20 protein-coding genes and 1 riboswitch are annotated in these 22,516 nt (G+C 70.3%); of the genes, 7 read left to right on the top strand and 13 right to left on the bottom strand.

Annotated elements, in window-relative coordinates:
- Positions 1–52: 52 nt before the first annotated feature.
- The 7 genes from ABH937_RS31175 to ABH937_RS31145 all read right to left on the bottom strand — a co-directional run bounded on the left by ABH937_RS31175 (position 53) and on the right by ABH937_RS31145 (position 8,359).
- A complete protein-coding gene (locus ABH937_RS31175; RefSeq protein ID WP_280687359.1) occupies positions 53–1,111 on the bottom strand; it encodes a dipeptide ABC transporter ATP-binding protein in 1,059 nt (352 codons plus the stop codon).
- Between the two features lie 22 nt (positions 1,112–1,133).
- On the bottom strand, positions 1,134–2,183 hold the full coding sequence (locus ABH937_RS31170; RefSeq protein ID WP_280687360.1) for an ABC transporter ATP-binding protein: 1,050 nt from the start codon (positions 2,181–2,183) through the stop codon (positions 1,134–1,136).
- Complete coding sequence (locus ABH937_RS31165; RefSeq protein ID WP_280687361.1) at positions 2,180–3,190, bottom strand: ABC transporter permease; 1,011 nt, start codon at positions 3,188–3,190, stop codon at positions 2,180–2,182. Before ABH937_RS31165 ends, ABH937_RS31170 begins: the two co-directional genes overlap by 4 nt.
- Positions 3,191–3,303: 113 nt before the next feature.
- Positions 3,304–5,070 (bottom strand): ABC transporter substrate-binding protein, encoded by a 1,767-nt coding sequence (locus ABH937_RS31160; RefSeq protein ID WP_280687362.1) that lies wholly within the window; start codon positions 5,068–5,070, stop codon positions 3,304–3,306.
- A 60-nt stretch (positions 5,071–5,130) separates the two neighbouring features.
- Positions 5,131–6,126: an ABC transporter permease gene (locus ABH937_RS31155; RefSeq protein ID WP_280687363.1), complete on the bottom strand. Its 996-nt coding sequence runs from the start codon at positions 6,124–6,126 to the stop codon at positions 5,131–5,133.
- A gap of 322 nt (positions 6,127–6,448) precedes the next feature.
- Positions 6,449–7,360: an enhanced serine sensitivity protein SseB C-terminal domain-containing protein gene (locus ABH937_RS31150; protein ID WP_370145727.1), complete on the bottom strand. Its 912-nt coding sequence runs from the start codon at positions 7,358–7,360 to the stop codon at positions 6,449–6,451.
- A gap of 177 nt (positions 7,361–7,537) precedes the next feature.
- Entirely contained in the window at positions 7,538–8,359 is an 822-nt protein-coding gene (locus ABH937_RS31145) for an enhanced serine sensitivity protein SseB C-terminal domain-containing protein (protein WP_280687365.1), read from the bottom strand.
- 151 nt (positions 8,360–8,510) lie between these two features.
- Positions 8,511–8,615: riboswitch (glycine riboswitch) on the top strand.
- 149 nt (positions 8,616–8,764) lie between these two features.
- Here ABH937_RS31145 and gcvT point away from each other — a divergent pair.
- The 6 genes from gcvT (at position 8,765) to ABH937_RS31115 (ending at position 14,078) form a co-directional block, all read left to right on the top strand.
- On the top strand, positions 8,765–9,895 hold the full coding sequence (gene gcvT, locus ABH937_RS31140) for a glycine cleavage system aminomethyltransferase GcvT (protein ID WP_280687366.1): 1,131 nt from the start codon (positions 8,765–8,767) through the stop codon (positions 9,893–9,895).
- 133 nt (positions 9,896–10,028) lie between these two features.
- Positions 10,029–10,409 (top strand): glycine cleavage system protein GcvH, encoded by a 381-nt coding sequence (gene gcvH / locus ABH937_RS31135; protein WP_280687367.1) that lies wholly within the window; start codon positions 10,029–10,031, stop codon positions 10,407–10,409.
- Positions 10,410–10,486: 77 nt separating this feature from the next.
- The gene (gene glyA / locus ABH937_RS31130) at positions 10,487–11,755 is read left to right on the top strand and encodes a serine hydroxymethyltransferase (RefSeq protein WP_370220176.1); all 1,269 of its coding nucleotides are present in this window, start codon (positions 10,487–10,489) and stop codon (positions 11,753–11,755) included.
- A 167-nt stretch (positions 11,756–11,922) separates the two neighbouring features.
- Complete coding sequence (locus ABH937_RS31125; protein ID WP_280687369.1) at positions 11,923–13,290, top strand: L-serine ammonia-lyase; 1,368 nt, start codon at positions 11,923–11,925, stop codon at positions 13,288–13,290.
- Between the two features lie 70 nt (positions 13,291–13,360).
- Positions 13,361–13,630, top strand: a complete 270-nt coding sequence (locus tag ABH937_RS31120; protein ID WP_370220175.1) for a type II toxin-antitoxin system Phd/YefM family antitoxin — start codon at positions 13,361–13,363, stop codon at positions 13,628–13,630.
- Positions 13,620–14,078 carry a type II toxin-antitoxin system VapC family toxin gene (locus tag ABH937_RS31115; RefSeq protein WP_370220174.1) on the top strand — a complete coding sequence of 153 codons (459 nt, stop codon included), beginning with the start codon at positions 13,620–13,622 and terminating at the stop codon, positions 14,076–14,078. The genes ABH937_RS31120 and ABH937_RS31115 overlap by 11 nt, the downstream gene beginning before the upstream one ends.
- A gap of 120 nt (positions 14,079–14,198) precedes the next feature.
- On the opposite strand, the gene ABH937_RS31110 is transcribed toward ABH937_RS31115, so the two are convergent.
- The 6 genes from ABH937_RS31110 to ABH937_RS31085 all read right to left on the bottom strand — a co-directional run bounded on the left by ABH937_RS31110 (position 14,199) and on the right by ABH937_RS31085 (position 19,879).
- On the bottom strand, positions 14,199–14,627 hold the full coding sequence (locus tag ABH937_RS31110; RefSeq protein WP_280687370.1) for a hypothetical protein: 429 nt from the start codon (positions 14,625–14,627) through the stop codon (positions 14,199–14,201).
- A 30-nt stretch (positions 14,628–14,657) separates the two neighbouring features.
- Positions 14,658–15,353, bottom strand: a complete 696-nt coding sequence (locus tag ABH937_RS31105; RefSeq protein WP_280687371.1) for a hypothetical protein — start codon at positions 15,351–15,353, stop codon at positions 14,658–14,660.
- A 1-nt stretch (position 15,354) separates the two neighbouring features.
- Positions 15,355–16,251 carry a hypothetical protein gene (locus tag ABH937_RS31100; protein ID WP_280687372.1) on the bottom strand — a complete coding sequence of 299 codons (897 nt, stop codon included), beginning with the start codon at positions 16,249–16,251 and terminating at the stop codon, positions 15,355–15,357.
- 218 nt (positions 16,252–16,469) lie between these two features.
- Positions 16,470–16,979, bottom strand: coding sequence for an ATP-binding protein (locus ABH937_RS31095; protein WP_370145722.1), 510 nt, complete (start codon positions 16,977–16,979; stop codon positions 16,470–16,472).
- 176 nt (positions 16,980–17,155) lie between these two features.
- On the bottom strand, positions 17,156–18,394 hold the full coding sequence (locus ABH937_RS31090) for an Ig-like domain-containing protein (RefSeq protein WP_280687373.1): 1,239 nt from the start codon (positions 18,392–18,394) through the stop codon (positions 17,156–17,158).
- A 210-nt stretch (positions 18,395–18,604) separates the two neighbouring features.
- Positions 18,605–19,879 carry an Ig-like domain-containing protein gene (locus tag ABH937_RS31085; RefSeq protein ID WP_370220173.1) on the bottom strand — a complete coding sequence of 425 codons (1,275 nt, stop codon included), beginning with the start codon at positions 19,877–19,879 and terminating at the stop codon, positions 18,605–18,607.
- Positions 19,880–20,270: 391 nt separating this feature from the next.
- Between ABH937_RS31085 and glgX the strand changes: the two genes are divergently transcribed.
- Positions 20,271–22,448, top strand: a complete 2,178-nt coding sequence (gene glgX / locus ABH937_RS31080) for a glycogen debranching protein GlgX (RefSeq protein ID WP_370220172.1) — start codon at positions 20,271–20,273, stop codon at positions 22,446–22,448.
- Positions 22,449–22,516: the final 68 nt, after the last annotated feature.

Raw genomic sequence — 22,516 nt, 5'->3', positions numbered from 1 at the left:
CCCGGACCACGCCGAATCGGCGGGCCCGGGCTGCGGGCTGCGGGGGCCGGCATCAGGCCTCGGGGGCCTCGCGGGCCTCGGGGACCTGGGGAACGTTCTCCGGGAAGTGGCAGGCCGTCAGGTGCCCGGGCGCCAGCTCCGCCAGTGGCGGCTCCTGGCTCGCGCAGAGGTCCTGCGCCTTCCAGCAGCGGGTCCGGAAGCGGCAGCCGCTGGGCGGGTTGATCGGGGAGGGCACGTCACCGGTGAGCAGGATGCGCTCACGCCGCTCCTTGCGGCGCGGGTCGGGCGAGGGGACCGCCGACATCAGCGCGACGGTGTAGGGGTGCGCGGGGCGCCCGTAGAGCGCGTCGCGGTCGGCGATCTCGACGATCTTGCCGAGGTACATCACCGCGACCCGGTCCGAGACGTGCCGGACCACCGACAGGTCGTGGGCGATGATCAGGTAGGTCAGGCCCAGCTCGCGCTGCAGGTCGTCGAGGAGGTTGACGACCTGCGCCTGGATCGAGACGTCCAGCGCCGAGACCGGCTCGTCGGCCACGATCATCTTCGGCCGCAGCGCCAGCGCCCGGGCGATGCCGATCCGCTGCCGCTGGCCGCCGGAGAACTCGTGCGGGTAGCGGTTGTAGTGCTCGGGGCTGAGCCCGCACAGCTCCAGCAGTTCCTGGACCGCCTTCTTCACCCCGCCCTCGGTGGCCACCTTCTGCAGCCTGAACGGCGCACCGACGATGGTGCCCACCGTGTGCCGGGGGTTCAACGAGGAGTACGGGTCCTGGAAGATGATCTGGATGTCCTTGCGCAGCGGCCGCATCGCGCCGGTGCTCAGGTGGGTGATGTCGCGACCCTCGAACTCGACCTTGCCGCCGGTCGGTTCGTCCAGCCGGGTGACGAGCCGGCCCATCGTCGACTTGCCGCACCCGGACTCGCCCACCACGCCGAGGGTCTCGCCGGCCCGCACCGAGAAGCTGATCCCGTCCACCGCGCGCACCGCACCGCTGCGCCGGCGCAACAGGCCCTGGTGGATCGGGAAGTGCCGCTCGAGGTCGGTGACCCGCAGCAGCGGGTCACCGACGGGCGGTGCCACGGGCTGGGCAAGGTCCTGAATATCCGTCATGACGCTTTGCTCTCCGTAGACTTCACAGTTTGGGCGCGATCTCGTCGGTGAAGATCCGGTGCCGTTCGGCGGTCGACAGGTGGCAGGCGGCGAAGTGCCCGGGGTCGGTCTCGGCGAGTGCGGGCCGCTCGGTGCTGGACCGGCCGCCGGTCAACTCGGCGTACGGGCAGCGCGGGTGGAAGGCGCAGCCGCTGGGCACGTTGATCAGGCTCGGCGGGGTGCCGCGGACCGGGATCAGCCGCTCCTGCAGCGGCCGGTCCAGCCGCGGCATCGAGCCCAGCAGGCCCCAGGTGTAGGGGTGTTCGGGCGCGTCGAAGAGGGTGGCGGCCGGGCCGCGCTCGACGCACCGGCCGCCGTACATCACCAGGATGTCGTCGGCCAACTCGGCCACCACCCCCAGGTCGTGGGTGATGATGATGACCGCCGAGCCGAACTCCTTCTGCAGGTCGCGGATCAGGTCCAGGATCTGGGCCTGCACGGTGACGTCCAGCGCGGTGGTCGGCTCGTCGGCGATCAGCAGCGAGGGGTCGTTGACCAGCGCCATGGCGATCATCGCGCGCTGGCGCATGCCGCCGGAGAACTGGTGCGGGTAGTCGTCGACCCGCCGGTCCGGCTGCGGGATGCCGACCCGGTCCAGCATCTCGATCGCGCGCTTGCGGGCCTCCTTCTTGGACGCCTGCGGATGGTGCACCCGGTAGGCCTCGATGATCTGCGCGCCGACCGTGTAGTACGGGTGCATCGCGGTCAACGGGTCCTGGAAGATCATCGCCATCGAGTGGCCGCGCAGCCTGCGCACCCGGTCGGGGTCGGCGGCCACCAACTCCTCGCCGTCCAGCCAGATCTCGCCGCCGATCCGGGCCCGCTTGCTGCGGTGCAGACCCATGATGCCCAGCGAGGTGACGGACTTGCCGGAGCCGGACTCGCCGACGATGCCGAGCGTGCGGCCCCGCTCCAGGTCGAAGCTGACCCCGTCGACCGACTTGACCAGCCCGTCGTCGGTGTCGAAGTGGATCCGCAGGTCGCGCACGGCGAGGAAGGCCGAACCCGGGCGAGCCGGGGCCTCGATGGTCATGACAGCCTCACCCGGGGGTCGACGGCGGCGTACAGGAGGTCAACCAGCAGGTTGCAGAAGACGATGAAGAAGGCCGCGACCAGGGTCACTCCGAGGATCTTGGGCAGGTCGTTGTCGTTGATCGAGGAGACCGCGTAGAACCCGATGCCCTGCAGCGAGAACACCTGCTCGGTGATCACCGCGCCGCCGAGCAGCAGCCCCAGGTCCATGCCGAAGATGGTCAGCAGCGGAGTGAGCGCCGCGCGCAGCCCGTGCCGGACCACCACGGCCCGCTCCGGCAGGCCCTTGGCCCGGGCGGTGCGGATGTAGTCCTCGCTCATCGTCTCCAGCATCCCGGAGCGGGTGAGCCGGGCGTACAGCGCGGAGTAGAGGAAGGCCAGCGAGATCCACGGCAGCACCAGGTTGCTGGCCCAACTGAGCGGATTGTCCGTGAAGTTGACATAGTGCAGGTTGCCGAAGATCGGCCACTTGTAGCTGAACAGGGTGAGCAGCAGGGCGCCGGTGAAGAAGATCGGCAGCGAGACGCCGGCCAGCGCGACGCCCATCGAGAAGCGGTCGAAGATCGACTTGGGTCGCAGTGCCGAGACCACGCCGGTGGCCACACCGGCCAGCAGCCAGAGCACCGCCGCGCCGATCGCCAGCGAGAAGGTCACCGGGATCCGGTTGCGGATCTCCGGCCAGACCTCCACGTGGTTCTTGAACGAGTAGCCGAAGCACGGCACGTGACAGGTCGTCGCGTCCGGGCCGTAGCGGTAGGTGGCGCCGACGAAGAGCTGCTTCACGAACCGGCCGTACTGGACGTAGAGCGGCTGATCGAAGCCGAGGTTCCGCTTGATCGCCACCATCGCCTCGGGCGTGGGGTTCTTGCCGATGTACTGGGCGGCGAGCTGATCGCTGGTCTCGCCCGCGATTCTCGGGAGCAGGAAGAAGATGCCGAAGGTGACCGCGCTGACGACCAGCAGCAGTACCAGGGCGGCGAACGTCCTGCGGATGATGTAGGCCAACACAGTTGGACGGCTCCGGGTGCCCCGCCCCGGTCCGGTGCGCCCACTGGGGACGCACCGGACCGGGGCCGGCTCCGCTCGCCTTCACCTGCCTTCGGGGACGGGGAGCCAGGCTCTTACTTGGTGGTGGTACCGATGTTGAGGTAGTCGTACTCGCCGTCGTAGGCCGAGGTGGAGACCATGTTGGTGTTGCCGGCCGGACGGTAGTTGAAGACCTTGTAGTCGGTCAGCGGCACGATGACCGCATCGCTCATGACCTGCGCGTCGATCGCCGCGTAGTCCTTCTCACGGGCCGACTGGTCGGTGTTGGAGCCGGCGTCGTCGATCGCCTTGTTCACGACCGGGTCGTCGAGCTGCGACAGGTTGGTGTTGCCGGAGGCCTTGATGGCGCGCCCGTCGACGAGCTGCTGCAGGAAGCCGTAGCCGGTGGGCCAGTCGGCGGCCCACTGCATCATCATCATGCCGATGCCGTTGCTGTTGATGAAGTTCGGCACACCCGCGTAGTCGGAGAAGTACTTGCCCTGCGGGTACTGCTGGATGGTCAGCTTGATGCCGACCTTGGCCAGCGCGGCCTGGATCGAGGTGGCGGCCGCCACCTCGGTGTCGCGCTCGCTGCGGGCGGTGATGGTGGTGCTGAACCCGTCCGGGTGGCCGCAGGCCGTCAGCTCCTGCTTGGCCTTGGCGACGTCGCCGTTGTTGTTCGGCGAGGCGTAGGGGTTGATGTTCTGGTACCCCGGGATGTCCGGCGGCAGCACGCTGGTGGCGACCGCACCGCGGATCGGGCCGCCCTCGGAGGTCTGCACCGAGACCTTGTCGATCGCGTACTCGACGGCCTTGCGGCAGTCCACGTTGTCCAGCGGCGCGACCTTGCTGTTCAGCGCCAGGAAGGCGAGCCGGCCGCCGAAGGCGTTGTCGGTCTGCGCCTTCAGCTTGGAGTCCATCAGCATCCGGGCCTGGGTCTGCGGGTCGACGCCGCCGCCGACCAGGTCGACCTGGGCGTTGCCCGCGATCAGGTCCTGGTCGATGGTGTTCTGGTCGATGTTCATCTTCAGCACGAGCTTGTCCGCGAGCTGCTTGCGGATCGGATCGGTGCTCGGGTCCCAGTTGGTGTTGGGCACCAGCACGGCGCCCTTGCCGTCGTCGTACGACTGGAACTTGTACGAGCCGCTGGAGACGATGTGCTTCACGTAGCCGGCGCCGTCGTCCTTGGACTGCGGCACCGGGGCGGTCTGCGGGGCGCTGACCAGGTAGTCGAAGTCGGCGAACGGCTGCTTCAGGTGGAAGACGATGGTGGTGTCGTCCGGGGTCTGGATCGACTGCAGGCCGTCGGGGCTCTTGTCGGTGTACGGGCCCTGGTACGGCGTCGAGTTGTCGACCAGCAGTTCCTGGAAGTAGGTCGGGCCGTTGGAGTTCACGGTCGGCGCGTAGTTGCTGCGCTCCACCGCGTACTTGATGTCCTTGGTGGTGATCGGGGTGCCGTCGTCGTACTTCTGGCCGGCGCGGATGTGGTAGGTCCAGGTCAGGCCGTTGTCGCTGACCTGGCCCATGCCGGTGGCCATGTCCGGGACCAGCTTGTCACCGGCGCTGCCGGGGCCCGGCTGGAAGGTAGTGAGCGACCGGGCGTACAGCCGCGAGAAGTTCCAGATGTAGGCGTAGTAGGTGTTGCCCGGGTCCAGGGAGTCCGGGGTGCCCTTCATCTCGTAGGTGACCGTGCCGCCCTTGGTGCTGGAGGCGTTCACGATCGACTTGGTGGCGGCGTTCGCCCCGCCGGCATCGCCGCCGGTACCTGCGGTACCGGTCTTGGCGCTGCTGGAGCAACCGCTCACCACCAGCGCGGCGGTGGCGGCCACCGCGGCCAGAGCGAGGGTACGAGATCGGCGCATTGCTGGATCAACCCCTTGGAAGTGTTGGCCTGGGCCAGAGTTGTGACGGATGGTCGAAGGTCAGTTGCTGCGCGGGTCGAGCGCGTCGCGCAGTCCGTCACCGAGCAGGTTGAAAGCGAGCACGGTGATGAAGATCGCCAGGCCCGGGACCACCATGTACTCCGGGTCGACCTGGTAGTACTTGATGGCGTCGTTCAGCATCCCGCCCCAGCTGGACTGCGGGGGCTGAATGCCGACACCGAGGAAGCTGAGCGCCGCCTCGAAGAGGATGTTGGTCGGGATCAGCAGGGTCGAGTAGACCAGGATCGGGCCGACCAGGTTCGGCAGCAGTTCCTTGAACAGGATGAACGGCCCGCGGGCGCCCAGACTGCGGGCCGCGAAGACGAACTCCCGCTCGCGCAGCGAGAGCGTCTGGCCGCGCACGATCCGGCCCATGTAGGGCCAGTTGAAGAAGCCGATCACGAAGATCAGCACGCACAGGTGCAGCGGCAGGCCGTGCAGTCCGAACGCGCCGCCCTGCAACGAGGCGGAGATCGAGATCGCGAAGAGCAGCAGCGGGAAGGCCAGGAAGGTGTCCATGATCCGGCTGATCACGGTGTCCACCCAGCCGCCGTAGTAGCCGGCCATCACGCCGAGCACGGTGCCCAGGGTGTTGGAGAGCACGGTCGCGCCGAAGGCGACCAGCAGCGAGACCCAGGAGCCCTCGATGATCCGGGAGAGCAGGTCGCGGCCCTGCAGCGGGTCGACGCCCAGCGGGTGGCTCAGGCTCATCCCGCCGAACGATCCCGTCGGCAGGCCGCCGAGGTCGGCGTCCAGCAGGTCCTGGTGCAGCGCGTCGGGGCTGAGGCCGAAGAGCGACTCGATCGGCTTGGCCAGCACGGCCAGCAGCACCAGCAGGATGACCACCACGCCGCCGGCCATGGCGGCCTTGTCGCGGCGGAAGCGCAGCCAGGCGATCCGGCCGAGCGAGCGGCCCTCGATCGCGGCCGGTGCGCCGGTGGCGGCCGGTGCGGGATCGCCCGGGGCGGCCTCGGTGGTGTCAGTGGGTGTGGTCATGGGCAGTTGGCGTCCCCTCGCCGACGGTCGTCGGCCCATGGCAATCCGAAGCGAGGCATGACGGTGTCGGTCCTGGTCAGGGCCGGTCGTCGCTGCCACCCGGATTGCTCGGCTGGTGCGGTGCGCAGAACTCTCGCCGCTGCCCGCAGCCTTGCGCCAGCCCTGACCGGTGAAGGATGCCCAACTGTGATCTACCGATGTTCATGATCAGTAAACCTGACGGATGATCAACTGTTCGCTGACAGGCACTCAGTGATCCGCAAGACGAACGCCGTCGATCTACCGTCGAAAGCGCATCGCCGCTGGTGGGAGGGGGTGACCGCTACCTGCGGCCGGGCCAGGGCTGCTGCGGCCAGCCCGGCTGCGGGGGCATCGAATGCCCGTACGAGCCCGCTGGGAAGGACGCCGGCGGATAGGTCGCCGGATACTGCGCCCCGGTGGCCTCGCGGTGGAAGAACGGGCGGGTGTTGGCGCGCATCCACAGCGCCACCGGGTCGAGGTCGTCACTCATCGCGACGGTGGAGACGGCCAGTCCGGGCGGTGCCTGGGCGATCGCCCGCTGCATCAACGCGCGTACCGCCTCTACCGCAGGCGGCGAGGTGTCGTACAGCTCCAGGCCGATCGCCAGGTACGCCTCGCCCACCACCGGGCACACCCAGGCTCGGCGCAGCGCCCGCACCGGGCGGACGGCGGGCGCCTGCTGGGTCAACAGACCGTAGAAGCCCTCCAGACCGGGAAGTTGCGGCTCGCTCAGCCGCAGCGGCCCGGCCGGCAGCCGGTCCAGGCCGCCCGCCACCCGGCGCAGGTCGGCCCAGGGCACGCCGACCCCGCCACCGGGCGCGTGCGGGTTGAGCCACAGGCCCCAGCGGGTCCGGTAGAGCGAGGCGGCGATCTCCTGGCCGGAGATCACCTCGTGGGCGCGGGCCCAGCCGCTGGCCGCGAGTTGCTCGGGGGAGGTGACGGCGGGGGCGTAGCCGTGGCCGCCGATGTCCATGTTCCCGTACTGGGCGTCCGGGCTGCCCGGGGTGCCGTGCCAGAGCAGCATCCAGACCCGCCCGGTGGTCAGCTCGCGCAGCAGCCGCTCGTAGGCGTCCCAGTGCTCGGGAGCCACCTCGCGCAGGGCCCGTTCCAGGGCGCCAGGGTCCGCGCCGGGGGGCGGACCCCACGGCCCCGCTCCACCGCCTGCCGCTCCTGTCGTCACCGGTACCCTCTCCCGTTCTCGCCACGGCGCCATCGCGCTCGCCGCGTCTCGCCGCCGTCTCGCCGCGTGTCGGCTCGTCCCGGCTCGTGTCAGCTCGTGGCGGCTCGTCCCGCCGCGTGTCGGCGCCACCCTACGGGGCACCGGTGACGCGCGTCATGCCGACGCCCTGGGCCGCGCCGAACTGCGGTCACCGGGCCCGTTTCAGGCCGTTCAGCCGCGCTCGTAGAACGGTCGTACCCGCTGCACCAGCCAGTCCACCACCGGGTCCGCCGCCAGATCCAGCAGCACCATGTGCACCCCGCCCAGCAGCGGCGCCGCGCCCAGCGCCCGGCCGAGCGCCGCGTTCACCTCCGCGGGGTCGGCGGGCGCGGCCGGGTCGAGTTGGACGCCCACGAAGAGCACGGTCGGCTCGCCCTCCACCGAGGCCAACGCCCGACGTGCCGTCAGCACTCCACCCAGTGCCTGCAGCTCCGCCCGCACCGCGTAGAGGAAGACGGCCGGCTCCTCCGCCGGCTCCGGCTCGCGCAGCGCCACCCGGGCGCCCTCCGGCACCCCCGCGCCGCCCGTGCCCGCCCCGTACGCGCCCCAGCGGTCGTCGCGCGGTCCGCGCCGCAGCTCGGCGACGCCCTCCGGAGGCACCGGGATGCCCACCGGCGCCTCGGGGTTGACCGCGATGCCGATGCCCAGCGGCAGCCCGCGGGCGAACTCCCAGACCGGGGCCAGGGCGCAGGACAGGCCGGGGGCGTGCCGCAGGAACTGCTCCTCGGAGGAGAAGACCGGCACGTAGGGCGCACCCGCCAGCTCGATGGTCGGCAGGTCGAGCGCCACACCGGCCGGGTCGGCCCCGGCGGGCAGCGGGATCCACACCTGGCTGCGGGCCAGCACCTCGATCACCCGGGGCGTGGCCCCGGGGTCCCCGATCGCGGCCGTGAGCACCTGCTCCAGCTCGTTGGCGGGCCAACCGCTGCCGGCCGGCGCCTGGCCGGGCTCGGCCCACCCCGGCCCCACCGTGGCGTACCCCTCTGTTTCCATCCGCCCCTGCCCCGCCCTTGCGCCGTATGTGCTGTCACGCAGTCCGTGCAGGGGAAGACTACCGGCGGGCGGCTACCGCCCATCCCCTCTCCCGCGAGGCAGGACGGCATGCCATGATGTGCCCGAACACCCCAACTTCATACTGGCCGCTCGAACCCGCGCGGGAGAGTCCGGAGGTGCCCTCGACGGCACGGACCGGCGCCGAAGGAGCAAGTCCTCCCCGGAATCTCTCAGGCACCCCTACCGTGTGGGCGAGGCGAATCTGGAAAGTGGAACACGGCCGTGCCGTGCGCCCACCCACGGTGCAAGCCGCGTCATCCTTGATGCGGTGAAGCTCTCAGGTTGTGACGACAGACGGGGAGACTCCACCCCAGCATGTCCATTCACGACACCGGGAGTCTCATCATGTCCCCCCGTCTGACCGCGCTCGACGCGCTGCACCGTGCCCTGGGCGCGACCATGACCGACTTCGCCGGCTGGGACATGCCGCTGCGCTACGGCAGCGAGCGCGAGGAGCACCTCGCGGTCCGGACCAAGGCCGGCCTCTTCGACCTCTCGCACATGGGTGAGATCACCGTCTCCGGCCCGCAGGCCGGTGAGCTGCTGGACCACGCGCTGGTCGGCTTCATCTCGGCGCTCGGCGTGCTGCGCGCCCGCTACACGATGATCTGCCGCGAGGACGGCGGGATCCTGGACGACCTGATCGTCTACCGGACCGCCGAGGACGAGTTCATGGTGGTCGCCAACGCCTCCAACGCCCAGGTGGTGCTGGACGCGCTGACCGAGCGCGCGGCCGGCTTCGACGCCGTGGTGCGCGACGACCGCGACGCGTACGCGCTGATCGCCGTGCAGGGCCCGCAGGCCAACGGCATCCTCGGCTCGCTCACCGACGCCGACCTGCCCGGCCTCAAGTACTACGCGCTGCTGCCCGCGACGGTGGCCGGCAAGCAGGTCTGGCTGGCCCGGACCGGCTACACCGGCGAGGACGGCTTCGAGATCTTCTGCGCACCGGCCGACGCCGAGCACCTGTGGACCGCGCTGACCGAGGCCGGCGCCCCGGCCGGCCTGATCCCGTGCGGCCTGTCCTGCCGCGACACGCTGCGCCTGGAGGCCGGCATGCCGCTCTACGGGCACGAGTTGGACACCTCGCTGACCCCGTTCGACGCGGGCCTGGGCCGGGTGGTGCGCTTCGACAAGACCACCAACGGCGGCGAGTTCGTCGGCCGCAAGGCGCTGGAGGAGGCGGCCGCCAAGGCCGAGTCCGCCCCGCCGCGCAAGCTGGTCGGCCTGGTCTCCGAGGGCAAGCGGGTGCCGCGCGCCGAGTACGCGGTGGTCTCCGCCCCGGCCGAGGGCGAGTCCACCGCGATCGGCCGGATCACCTCCGGCGCCCCCTCCCCCACGCTCGGCAAGCCGATCGCCATCGCGTACGTGGACGCCGCCTTCGCCGCCCCCGGCACCGCGGTCGCGGTGGACGTGCGCGGCAAGCACGAGCCGGTCGAGGTCGTCGCGCTGCCGTTCTACAAGCGCGCCCGCTGAAGCAACCGCTGCGCCGCACCCGCTGCGGCGCACCCGCGCTACAGCCCGCCACCCACTGTGCCGACCGTCCAGTAGCGCGTCCGCTCAGCGGACCGTTTCGTCACACCCGCTTCCGATCCTGGAGAATGAGACCATGAGCAACCCGCAGCACCTGCAGTACAGCAAGGACCACGAGTGGCTGACCGCCGCCGACGCTGACGGCGTGTCGACCGTCGGGATCACCGAGCACGCGGCCACCGCGCTCGGCGACATCGTCTACGTGCAGCTGCCCGCCGTCGGCGACACCGTCACCGCCGGCGAGACCTGCGGTGAGCTCGAGTCCACCAAGTCCGTCAGCGACCTGTACTCCCCCGCCACCGGTGAGGTCGTCGAGGTCAACGAGGCCGTCACCGACGAGCCCGCTCTGGTCAACTCGGCCGCCTTCGAGGGTGGTTGGCTCTTCAAGCTGAAGGTCTCCGAGGCCCCCGCGGACCTGCTCGGCGCCGACGAGTACAGCGAGTTCACCAAGTCCTGACGGACATCGCGGGCGGTCGCAGCGCGGCGGCCGCCCGACCTCCGGTCCGCTGCCCAGCCCCACGGGAAGACGCCACCATGACGGTTCTCAACCAGTCCCTGCACGCACTCGACCCCGAGATCGCCGCCGCGGTCGACGCCGAGCTGCACCGCCAGCAGTCCACCCTCGAAATGATCGCCTCCGAGAACTTCGCCCCGGTGGCGGTCATGGAGGCCCAGGGGTCGGTGCTCACCAACAAGTACGCCGAGGGCTACCCCGGCAAGCGCTACTACGGCGGCTGCGAGCACGTCGACGTGGTCGAGCAGATCGCCATCGACCGGATCAAGGCGCTGTTCGGCGCCGAGGCCGCCAACGTCCAGCCGCACTCCGGCGCGCAGGCAAACGCCGCCGCGATGTTCGCGCTGATCCAGCCGGGCGACACCATCCTGGGCCTGAACCTGGCGCACGGCGGTCACCTGACCCACGGCATGAAGATCAACTTCTCCGGCAAGCTCTACAACGTGGTGGCGTACCACGTGGACGAGCAGACCAACCTGGTCGACATGGAGGAGGTCGAGCGCCTGGCCAAGGAGCACCAGCCCAAGCTGATCATCGCCGGCTGGTCCGCCTACCCGCGCCAGCTCGACTTCGCCGAGTTCCGCCGGATCGCCGACGAGATCGGCGCCTACCTGATGGTGGACATGGCCCACTTCGCCGGCCTGGTGGCCGCGGGCCTGCACCCGTCCCCGGTGCCGTACGCGGACGTGGTCACCACCACCACCCACAAGACCCTGGGCGGCCCGCGCGGCGGCGTGATCCTCTCCACCGCCGCGCTGGCCAAGAAGATCAACTCCGCGGTCTTCCCCGGCCAGCAGGGCGGTCCGCTGGAGCACGTGATCGCCGCCAAGGCCGTCTCCTTCAAGGTCGCCGCCTCCCCGGAGTTCAAGGAGCGCCAGGAGCGCACCCTGGAGGGCGCCAAGATCCTGGCCGCCCGCCTGCTGCAGGAGGACGCCACCGCGGCCGGCATCTCGGTGCTCTCCGGCGGCACCGACGTGCACCTGGTCCTGGTCGACCTGCGCAACAGCGAGCTGAACGGCCAGGACGCCGAGGACCGCCTGCACGAGGTCGGCATCACGGTCAACCGCAACGCCGTCCCGAACGACCCGCGCCCGCCGATGGTCACCTCCGGCCTGCGGATCGGCACCCCGGCGCTGGCCACCCGCGGCTTCACCGCCGACGACTTCCGTGAGGTCGCCGACGTGATCGCCGAGGCGCTGCTGCCGGGCTTCGACGAGGCCAAGGCCGCCGCCCTGAAGGCCCGGGTCATCGCGCTGGCCGAGAAGTACCCGCTCTACCCGGACCTCTAAGAACGTCCGGCCGGGCGTGGTCGGCATCACCCCCGCCGACCAGGCCCTTTCCCCCGGGGCACCGCGCACACTGGAACGTGAGCCGGTGCCCCGTCTCATGCCCCGCTCTCCACCCGAGACTCCACGAGACAAGCCGTTCTCGACGAGACATTAAGGACGTCACCCCCGTGGCCATCAGCGTCTTCGACCTCTTCTCCATCGGCATCGGCCCGTCCAGCTCCCACACGGTCGGCCCGATGCGCGCGGCCCGGATGTTCGCCCGCCGGCTGCGCTCGGAAGGGCTGCTGGACCAGGTGACCTCGGTCAAGGCCGAGCTCTTCGGCTCGCTCGGCGCCACCGGCCACGGGCACGGCACCCCGAAGGCGGTGCTGCTCGGCCTGGAGGGCAACTCGCCGCGGACCGTCGACGTGGCCAAGGCCGACCAGGACGTCGAGCGGATCAAGGAGGCCAAGCGGCTCAGCCTGCTCGGCACCCACCTGATCGCCTTCGACCCCGACCTCCAGCTGATCCTGCACCGCCGCCGCTCGCTGCCCTACCACGCCAACGGCATGACCCTGGTGGCGCACGACGGCGCAGGAACGTTGCTGCTGGAGAAGACCTACTACTCGGTCGGCGGCGGCTTCGTGGTGGACGAGGACGCGATCGGCGCCGACCGGGTGGTCCCGGACGACACCGCGCTGCGCTACCCCTTCCGCACCGGCGAGGAGTTGCTGCGCCTCACCCGGGAGACCGGCCTGTCCATCTCCGGCCTGATGCTGGAGAACGAGAAGGCCTGGCGCACCGAGGCGGAGATCCGCACCGGCCTGCTGGAGATCTGGGCCGTGATGAAGGAGTGCGTCAGCGCGGGCATGTCCCGCGAGGGCATCCTGCCCGGCGGCCTCAAGGTCCGCCGCCGCGCCGCCGCCGGCGCCCGCGCGCTGCGCGCCGAGGGCATCGGCCCGGCCAACGCGATGGAGTGGGTCACCCTCTACGCCATGGCGGTCAACGAGGAGAACGCCAGCGGCCAGCGCGTGGTCACCGCCCCCACCAACGGCGCGGCCGGCATCATCCCCGCCGTCCTGCACTACTTCCAGAACTTCATCCCCGGCGCGGACGAGGACGGCATCGTCCGCTTCCTGCTCGCCGCCGGCGCGATCGGCATGCTCTTCAAGGAGAACGCCTCCATCTCCGGCGCCGAGGTCGGCTGCCAGGGCGAGGTCGGCTCCGCCTGCTCGATGGCCGCCGGCGGCCTCGCCGAGGTCCTCGGCGGCACCCCCGAGCAGGTCGAGAACGCCGCCGAGATCGGCATCGAGCACAACCTCGGCCTCACCTGCGACCCGGTCGGCGGCCTGGTCCAGATCCCCTGCATCGAGCGCAACGGCATGGCCTCGGTCAAGGCCGTCACCGCCGCCCGGATGGCCCTGCGCGGCGACGGCCGGCACCACGTCTCGCTGGACAAGGCGATCAAGACGATGAAGGAGACCGGGGCGGACATGAAGGTCAAGTACAAGGAGACGAGTCGCGGCGGCCTCGCGGTCAACGTCATCGAGTGCTGACCTAACACACCCTGATCTGCAAAGTGCAACCCTGTAGCACCGCGTGGCACACATCGATAGTCTGGTGGGCATGACAGCGCAACCGGAGATCACCCAGCGGGACCTGCGCAGCAGGTCGAGAGAGATCATGGACGCCGTCGAGGCCGGCCAGTCGTTCACCGTCACCCGTGACGGCCACCGGATCGGAGAACTGGTCCCGTTGAAGCGCCGCAGGCGCTTCGTTCCTCGGGCAGAGTTCGCCGCGATGTCACGGAGCGCACCCGACATCTCCCTGGATGCCTTCCGGGCGGACCAGGACGCCACAGCTGCGCAGGAGACGGACGACCCCTATGCCCGTTGAGTACGAGCGGGGTCTGCTCGACACCAACATCATGATCCTGCGTCGCTGGGTGGACCCGGCCGAGCTGCCGGTCGAGATGGCCATCAGCGCGATCACCTTGGCTGAGCTGTCCGCCGGACCGCACGAGGTCCGGCGGAACGAGGAACAGGCCGACTACGACGAGTACGCGGAGCGAGCCCGCCGACTCGACGTCCTTCAGCGTGCCGAGAACGAGTTCGATCCCATCCCCTTCGACACCGAGGCCGCACGTATCTACGGCCGGATCTGTGCCGCCGTGATCGGCGCGGGGCGGAAACCACGAAGGCGCGTGGCCGACCTGATGATCGCCGCTATCGCCATCGCCGAGGACCTCCCTCTGTTCACCACCAACCCTGACGACTTCAAGGGCTTGGAGACTCTCCTGACCGTCGTACCGGTCACCCGCCCCGCGCTTCCGCACGATCGCTGACCAGGCACCGGTCAAAGGTCCTGCAAAGTCCCTGAGACCGGCGCAGGCACCAAGGAGACCTCGCGCGGCGGCCTCGCTGTCAACGTCATCGAGTGCTGACGAAACCACTCCCTGACGTGGTCAGCCCGTCGCGGCCGGGTCGCAGACCTTCCAGGTGCCGGCATCCTTGCGCAGGTGGAGAGTTGCGCTGACACCGGGTCTGGTCACCTGCGCGGTGGCCAGATCGCCCCGGACCTGTATGCCGGAGACCTTGATCGGCCGCTTGGCGGTGGCGAGTTGACTGCTGTCGGGCGGGATGTCGCTGTCGGTGATGGCGTTGGCCTCTTCCGGGCAGAGCAGGCTGACGGTCTTGGCCACGTCGGCCCGGTCGACCGCGGTGGCGAACTGGTCGACCACCTGCTGGATCCGTACCGGATCACTGTGCGCGTGTTGGACTTGCGCGTGTTGGACCTGCGCGTACCCGATGGCGCCTCCCGTGACGACGATCAGCACGGCTGCGCCGAGGACGAACGGCCCCTTCCTGGGGCGACGTTCGGGGTTCGGTGTCACTCCTCGCTCCTGTTCGATGGTTCTGCCTGGTCAGGTCCGCGCTTCGAAACGCGACATCATGAGCTCGTCCAGCGTGGTGCCGAAGTCCGCCGGGTCGATGTCCCCCTCGTAGACGAGAGCGATGTCCCCCGGAGCCAGATCGGGCGACAGGCAGTAGTGAAGGTTTCCGCCGTCCGAGGTGATCCGCAGCAGTCTGGTCGACGCGATCCTGCCGTCCTCGTCCCAGCCGGGGATGCCCTCGGGGAATCCCGCGAACCTCGCGAGACTGACCATGTGCACGGGCCGGGCCGGGCCGAACGATGCCCCGTCGGCCCCCGACACGAACCCGGCGTGCACCTCACGGAGAAACACCCGCAGCGATGCGGGAAAGCTCTGCCAGAATTCCGGCACCGGGCCGAACTCGCGGGGATCGTAACCGACCCAGGAGACATGTCCACCGTCATCGTCCGCCATGACGTACACCAGGGCGGGGCAGTCGTGCACGATGCAGGCCCGCACGTCGGCGCAGCGGGTCGCCAGTGCGGCGGCGAACCGTGGCACTGCGGCGAGGAAGCCGCGACTCCAGAGCGAACGAGCCAGTCGGCACCGCGCCCCGGCGTCAGCCGCCAGTGCGATCGGCCGCCACTGCTCCGGCAGTTGAGCAGCCTGTGCTGCCGTCGGCTCGACGAAGGCAAGCGACCACTCGGGAAGCGTCCGTTCCACCTGGGCATCGCCGATGGCCGTCATGTCAGTCTCCCTGGCTCTGCAACAGCTGATCGATGGCCGCCTGGAGTTTGCTGCGCACGTCGTTCTCCAGAGCCTGCTGGCTGGCGATCCAGCGCGGATCCGCGCCCGTCACGAAGGCCGCGCTTCTCGACTGCTTCGACAGGTTCGAAGCGGCTGACAGCCACTGGAAGTTGAGCGGAGCGCGGCTGATGATGAACATGTTGTCGGCGGAGAGCTTGGTGAACCCGCGCATCTGGACGAGCTCCGACAACGGAACTATGTGGTCCGCGCTGATTTTCAGGCGGCCGTTCGGGCCCGCTTCGATAAGCCTTCCGGATGACGCAGGATAGGCCGGATCCGGTGCGCCGGCCGTCAACTTCGTGCCGCCTTTGAAGTAGTCGTACGGGACGGAGCCCGGGTTGTCCTTGCGGAGGGCGTCGAACAGCGGGCGCATGGGCGAGTTCTTCGGCACCTGCCAGTTCGCCCCGGCGCGCGGCGGGGGCGGCGGCGTCCAGCCGGACCCCACGCGCTGCTTCCCATTCTGGATCTCCGCGCGTTTGGCAGGGGTGGGCTCCTTGAAGTTGAGATCGCCGGTGCCTGCGGCGTCGGCCAGCGCCATCATCGCGTTGAAGCACGCCGTGTAGGCGGCGGTGGCCTGATCCTGCTTCGTCCTGAGGGCCGCGGCCTCGGCGTCGTAGGCGTCGGCGGCGGCCTGCTCGCGCGGCACGATGAATTCGTGCGGCTGGGCGTTGTGGGCCGCGATCTGAGCTCTGACGTCCTGGGCGGCCGCGTACTGCGGCGCACAGATGTCCTGCGGCGTGGCCGCTCCGGCCGGGGCGGCCGACACCAGCGGCGACGCGAGCAGGAGGAGGGAAACCGGAAGAGCCGTCAGCAGACGAGAAGCGGTCTTGAGCCGCAAGGCAGCCATCTATCCCCCGACACCGAATGGTGGATCGCGCGGAGCACAGACGACGGAGCGGCTGTGCCCGATCAAGTGCCGGGGCTGGTCGCCGCGGCGTGTACGAGCGATCGAACGCTAGCGGCTCGCGGGGGTGTTCGGCTTGGACGAATTTGACCTCGCCTCAGATGGTGAGAGCCTTCCCATGGTTGACGTATCGTCAAGTCATCAGCGCCCGGTCAGGCCGTCCGCTCCCGCACCTTCAGCTCGAACCAGACGCCCTTGCCGCGCGGCAGCAGGTCGGCGCCCCAGCGGTCCGCCAGGGTGTCCACCACCAGCAGCCCCCGCCCGCACTCCGCCATCCCCGGCTCGGCCACGATCAGGCAGGGCAGCGCCCGCGAGGAGTCCCGCACCTCCACCCGCAGCCAGCCGGGTCGGCGCAGCAGCTTGAGGCCGATGGTGCGGCCGCCGGTGTGCCGCACGGCGTTGGCGACCAGCTCGGCGGTGAGTAACTCGCCCACCTCCAGCAGCGGCTGCAGGCCCCAGCTCTGCAGCACCGCGAGCACCAGCCGCCGGGCCAGCGGCCCGGACTCGCCGCGCGAGGGCAGCCGCACCTCCTCCGCGGCGGCCGGATCGCGCAGCCGGGGCAGGACGGTGCGCTCCAACTCCCAGCTGGTGAGCCGCTCCAGGGCCGCGAGCCCGGCCGTGGGCAGGGCCCCGCACGGGGCCACCGCACCCGGCCGCAACACTCCTGCTGGAGTGTCAGCGGCCAGGTCGGGCCCGAGATGTGATGACTGATCGACTTCGCCCCATCCCGCCATGCGCTCCATCATCGCGGTTCGCGAGCAGCCATGTACGGACAATGACCAAACGATCACTATTCATTTGGCATATGCCAGCCGCACACGGCCAGGTGCATCGGGTACTACCAAGTGCCCCACGCCATGTTCCAGCCGCTCAGGCCGTTGTCAGGAGTGACCTGTGCGCCCTTGGAGTTGACGACCTTCACGACATCTCCCACCATCGAGGCCGCGTAGAACTTGGCCGCCGGCGTGTCGGTGCCGCCCGCGTTGCCCGGGGCGTCCTGCAGGCCGACGCAGCCGTGGCTCACGTTGGCCGAGCCGAAGGTGCCGGCCGAGGACCAGTTGTTCCCGTGCACGTAGGTGCCCGAGTCGGTGAGCCGCATCGAGTGCGGGACCTGCAGGTCGTACTCGCCGGGCTTGAGCCCGGGCACCGAGGCGGAGGTCATGTGGGCGGTGCCCTCCTTGGCCTCGATCACCATGGTGCCGTTGTAGGTCGGGTGCTCGTCCGAGCCGGAGCTGATCGGGATGGTCTCCACGGTCTGCCCGTTGTCCTGCACCGTCATGGTGTGCGCGGCGGCGTCGACCGTGCTGACCTGGGCCCGGCTGCTGATGGTGAAGGACTCGTCGCGGTCCGAGCCGCCGTAGACGCCGGGCGAGACCTCGACGTTCTTCAGCCGGATGTGGATCTTGACCTGGGTGTTCGGGTTCCAGAAGTTCTGCGGGCGGATGTCCAGCCGGTTGCTGCCCATCCAGTGACCCTTGACCTGGGTCCCGTCCGAGGCCTCGAAGGTGATCGCGTTGTCGACCGCCTGCTTGTTCTGGATCGGCATGCCGAAGTCGAACGAGACGATCATGCCGACGCCGTAGGTGGAGCCGGTCGCCACGTTGTCCTGGCTGCGCGAGGTCCTGCTCGGGGTCAGCGTGGAGAAGCCGCTGGTGGCCGTGGTGCTCACCCCCTTGGCGTCGGTGGCCTGCGCCTTCACCTGGTACGAGTCGGCGACCGAGAGTCCGGCGGCCGGCACCCAGCTGGTGCCGTCGGCGGAGATGCTGCCCTGGACCGCCTGGCCGCTCTTGTCGGTGACCGTGACCTGGCTCAGCTTTCCGCTGCTGACCGCGACCTTGAGCGCGTCCGGCGCGGCGTTCTGGGTGCCGTCCTTGGGCTCGATGTCGACCACGGCGGCCGAGGTCGGCGTCGCGGACGCCGAGGCGGCCGGACCCGGGCTGCCGCTGCCACCGGCGGCGGAGCCCGCGCTCGCCGTGCCGCCCGCGGCCTTCGGGCCGGTGGTGCCACCACCGCACGCCGTGGCGAGCAGCAGGGTGCCGCCTACGGCCAGTGCCGCTCCCACACGTATCGCGCGCATGCCTGTACTCCCCAGTGGTTCTCGGTCGACCCAGCGGTTCTCAGTCGACAAATCGGTAGATTGTTACATCCGACTACTTCACTCGTTCGGCGGGATCCATACCCGCCCCCGGATATCCGGCACCGAACGGTGACCATCGCTCGAACGGCCCACCCCGAGAACGCTTCGGGGCGGGCCGTCGGTTGCCTTGATCGGCGAAATCTCAGCTGATTACCAGGAACCCCACGGCAGCGTCCAGCCGCTCAGCCCGTTGCTGGGGCTGACCGTCTTGCCCTTGGAGTTCTTGATGATCACCACGTCACCGACCAGCGAGGCGGTGTAGAACTTGCCGGCCACCGAGTTCGCGTCGCCGCCCTTGCCGTCCTGCAGACCCACGCAGCCGTGGCTGGCGTTGGACTTGCCGAAGGTGGTGCCCCAGTAGTTGCCGTGCACGTACGTGCCCGAGTCGGTCAGCCGCATCGCGTGCGGGACGTCCGGCACGTCGTACTCCCCGCCGACCACGTTGGAGACGGTCGCCGAGTTCATCCGGGTGACCAGCTCCTTGCTCTCGATCGTCATGGTGCCGTTCCACGACGGGTTCTGGTCGTTCCCGGCGGAGATCGGCAGCGTCTCGACGGTCTGGCCGTCGCGGACCACCGTCATCTGGTCGCTGGCGGCGTCGGCGGTGGAGATCTGCGAGCGGCCGATGGTGAACGACTCGTCGCGGTCCGCGCTGCCGTAGACGCCGGGCGAGACCTCGACGCTCTTCAGCTTGAAGTGGATGGTGACCTTGGTGCCGGACTTCCAGTACTGCTGGGGGCGGAAGTCGAGGCGGGTGTCGCCGAACCAGTGGCCCTTGACCTGGGTGCCGTCCGAGGCGTCGAAGGTGATGCCCTGGACGACGGCGTCCTTGTTCTTGATCGCCTTGCTGAAGTTGACCGAGACGATCATGCCGACCCCGTAGGTGGCACCGGTCGAGACGTTGTCGTTGGAGGAGACCGTCTTGCCCGGGGTCAGCGTGGTGAAGCTGCTGTTCACCGCCGCCTGCAGCCCGGTGGCGTCCACCGCCTGGGCGCTCACCTTGTAGAGCATGCCGACGGCCAGCGCGCCGCTCGGTGTCCAGGAGGAACCGTCGGGGGCGATGGCGCCCTGGATCGCGTTGCCGTCCTTGTCGGCCACCGACACCTGGGTCAGCTTGCCGTTCGCCACCGAGACCTTGACCGCGCCGCTGGGCGCCACGTTCTGCGAACCGTCCGAGGGGCTCACGGTCAGCTGGGCCGCCGAGACCTTCGGCGACGGTGCGGCCGCCGGCGCGCTCGCCGCGGCTCCCCCGCCGCTGCCGCCGCTGCCGGCCGCGTTGCCGGTCTTGGCCGAGGTGTCGTCCGGCCCGCAGCCGCTCGCCAGCACCAGCACACCACCCGCCAGCAGTGCCACGGCGGCGCGGCGCGCCGTCGTCCGGGTCGCCCGTATCCCTCTCGCGGCCGCAGCCGCCTGAACCGCCTGCACTGGGCGCTCCCCCTCATCATCGGTCGCCGGAACCCCGCTCCGGGCCCGCGCTCGCGCAAGGATAACGGGGCCAACTGAGTGAATCTTCGGCGGGAGGGGCGTGACCGAGAGGTGAAAGCACGTAAGGGTTCACCGGCCTCGCCGGGCGGTCGCCGCGCAGTCGACGGGCGGTCCACGGGCAGTCGACAGCCCTGCCGCACACCGCCCCTGACCCCCCGTCCCGGCCGCCCGGCGGACTGGCCGATCGAGTGCCGCTCCAGTCCCGCGTTCAACGATCGGAGTTCGACGATCGGATTCTCCCTGGAACACGAGGGAACGATTCCACTCAGCGGACATCCGTCCGTAACAAACGCGCGCGAATCGCGGGCCAACGGCTCGGAGGGCATCGGGCATGACGGCATTCCAGGAACTGGAGCACGCGGCGCCGCTGGCGCCCCAAGCCGCCCAGCTGCCCTCGGCCGCCCCTTGGCCGGGCAGTTGGCAGCCGCTCGGCGCCCGCTACCGGCACGGCTCGGACGGCAGCCACGGGACCAACTTCGCGCTCTGGGCGCCGGGCGCGGAGGCCGTCGAGCTCTGCCTGTTCGACGAGCAGGGCGTCGAGACCCGCCATCCGCTGCCCGAGCAGACCTTCCAGACCTGGCACGGCTACCTGCCCGGCGTCGGCCCCGGCCAGCACTACGGCTACCGGGTGCACGGCCGCTGGGACCCGTGGACCGGCGCCCGGTGGAACCCGGCCAAACTGCTGCTCGACCCGTACGCCCGCGCGGTCGACGGGGCCTTCACCGGCCACAGCGCCTGCTGCGGCTCGGTGCGCGACTGGCCCGAGCCGGAGGTCGCCGACACCGTCCGGGACAACCGCGACTCCGCCCCGTACACCGCCCGGGGCGTGGTGGTGCACGACGATGACGACTGGTCGGACGACCGCCGCCCGAAGACCCCGTGGGCCGAGACGGTGATCTACGAGCTGCACGTGCGCGGCTTCACCATGCGCCATCCGGGCATCCCCGCCGAACTGCGCGGCACCTACGCGGGGCTGGCCCACCCGGCCGCGATCGACTACCTGACCTCGCTCGGGGTCACCGCGGTCGAGCTGCTGCCGGTGCACCAGTTCGCCAGCGAGGACCACCTGCACCGGCGCGGCCTGACCAACTACTGGGGCTACAACTCGATCGGCTGGTTCGCCCCGCACGGCGGCTACTCCGCCTCCGGCACCCGCGGCCAGCAGGTCGGCGAGTTCAAGCGGATGGTCCGGGCGCTGCACCAGGCGGGCATCGAGGTGATCCTCGACGTGGTCTACAACCACACCGCCGAGGGCGGCGAGGGCGGCCCGACCCTCTCGCTGCGCGGCATCGACAACGCCGGCTACTACCGGCTGGGCCGCGGCAACAGGGGCAACCGGGGCTACACCGACTACACCGGCTGCGGCAACACGCTGGACACCCGGCAGCCGCAGACCGTGCGGCTGATCACCGACTCGCTGCGCTACTGGGCCGCCGAGATGGGCGTGGACGGCTTCCGCTTCGACCTGGCCGCCGCGCTGGCCCGCAGCGACGACGGGGTGGACATGCACCACCCGTTCCTCGCGGCGGTCTCCCAGGACCCCTTCCTCAGCCGGGTCAAGCTGATCGCCGAGCCCTGGGACGTCGGGCACGGCGGCTACCAGGTGGGCAACTTCCCGCCGCTGTGGGCCGAGTGGAACGACAAGTACCGCGACACCGTGCGCGACTTCTGGCGCGGCGCCCGCCCGGACGTGGCCGAACTCGGCTACCGCCTCTCCGGCTCCTCCGACCTCTACCAGCTCGGCGGGCGGCGGCCGTACGCCTCGGTCAACTACGTCACCGCGCACGACGGCTTCACGCTGCGCGACCTGGTCTCCTACAACGGCAAGCACAACCTGGCCAACGGCGAGGACGGGCGGGACGGCACCGACGACAACCGGGCCTGGAACTGCGGCGCGGAGGGCGAGACGGACGAGGCTGCCGTGCTCGAGCTGAGACAGCGCCAGACGCGCAACCTGCTGGCCACCCTGCTGCTCGCCTCCGGGGTCCCGATGCTCACCGCGGGCGACGAGTTCGGGCGCACCCAGGGCGGCAACAACAACGCCTACTGCCAGGACAACGAGACCAGTTGGGTGGACTGGTCGCTGCTGGAGCTGCCCGAGTGGCGCGCCCTGCACGAGCTGACCGCCGAGCTGATCCGGCTGCGCCGGTCCCACCCGGTGCTGCGCCAGCGCGCCTTCTTCTCCGGACGGGCCGCGGTGCCCGGCGGGCAGCGCGACCTCACCTGGTACACCGCGCGCGGCACCGAGATGACCGAGGCCGACTGGTTCGCGCCCACCGCGCAGCTGGGCATGCTGCTCAACGGTGACGCGATGTCCGAGCGCGACCAGCACGGCTGCCCGCTCACCGACGACAGCTTCTTGCTGCTGCTGAACGCCGCCGACCGCCCGGTGGACTTCACCCTGCCCGCCGGCGGCTGGGACCTGCTGGTCGACACCGCCCGGCGCGGCGCCGCCCAGCCGCTGGCCGCCCGCTCGCTGCGACTGCTGCGCCGCCACGGACCACAGTGACAGGGGGAGTTGTCCGGACGGGTGGCCGGATCCCGGCGCCGGAGGTGGACAGGTGTGAAAAACCGGAT

Origin of the sequence: Kitasatospora sp. GAS1066B, assembly GCF_041262605.1 — a bacterium.
Classification (GTDB): domain Bacteria; phylum Actinomycetota; class Actinomycetes; order Streptomycetales; family Streptomycetaceae; genus Kitasatospora.
Note: the sequence above shows the minus strand (reverse complement) of the source record. Positions and strands in the feature narration are given on the sequence as shown.